The following is a 742-nucleotide window of genomic DNA, read 5'->3' as shown; positions in this document are numbered from 1 at the left end:
GGCTGCATGGGATGGATCTCCGCTTCCAGAGGGCCAATCCCCTTCAGATAAGTTCACTTACCAGGAAGCGGGGGCCGTCCATCCCATCAACGCCGGTTGACGTGCGTCTGACGCCGGCCACGGGTACGGCGGAACGGGAGGCGGCGGTGTCGATGATCGAGGCGGTTCCCGGCCGCCATCCGATCACGATGGGCGCCGACAAGGCCTACGACAGCAAGGCGTTCGTGGCTGGGATGCGTGAGCTGGGCGCGACGCCCCATGTAGCGCAGAACACCAACGGACGCCGCTCGGCCATCGACGGCCGGATGACGCGGCATGCCGGCTACGCCGTCAGCCTGCGCATCCGCAAGCGGATCGAGGAGGTCTTCGGCTGGATCAAGCACACAGCCGGCTTCCGGAAGACCAGGCACAGAGGGACTGGTCGGGTTGGCTGGATGTTCACCCTGAACGCCGTCGCTTGCAACCTCGTTCGCTTGCCAAAGCTATTGGCAGCGGCATGATTTACACTCAGAATCTGCCTCAATGGCGGATTCCGGGCTGTCAGGGTGGGGCAATACCCGCCGACACCAGGGGAAACACTATTGGCACACCCTAAAATTTGACTTTCAGCGACCTATCCAGGGACGTATCAGCTGGTTTTTCCGCAGCCTGCTAGGGCACATCAGGGAACTATCTGCTCATTCGCCTTCACAAGAGGCGCGTGGTGAGAGGGTATAGTTCCACGCCGGGCAGACCTCGTGGG

General features: G+C 62.1%; 1 protein-coding gene. It reads left to right on the top strand.

All coding sequences use genetic code 11. The features are described from left to right. The coding region (locus JUB11_RS32455) for a transposase (protein WP_247887483.1) at nucleotides 1–500 on the top strand (500 nt) is incomplete at its 5' end. Nucleotides 501–742: the final 242 nt, after the last annotated feature.

The organism is Azospirillum sp. SYSU D00513 (assembly GCF_017356015.1).
Lineage (GTDB): Bacteria > Pseudomonadota > Alphaproteobacteria > Azospirillales > Azospirillaceae > Azospirillum.
This window is presented reverse-complemented; position numbering and strand designations above follow the sequence as displayed.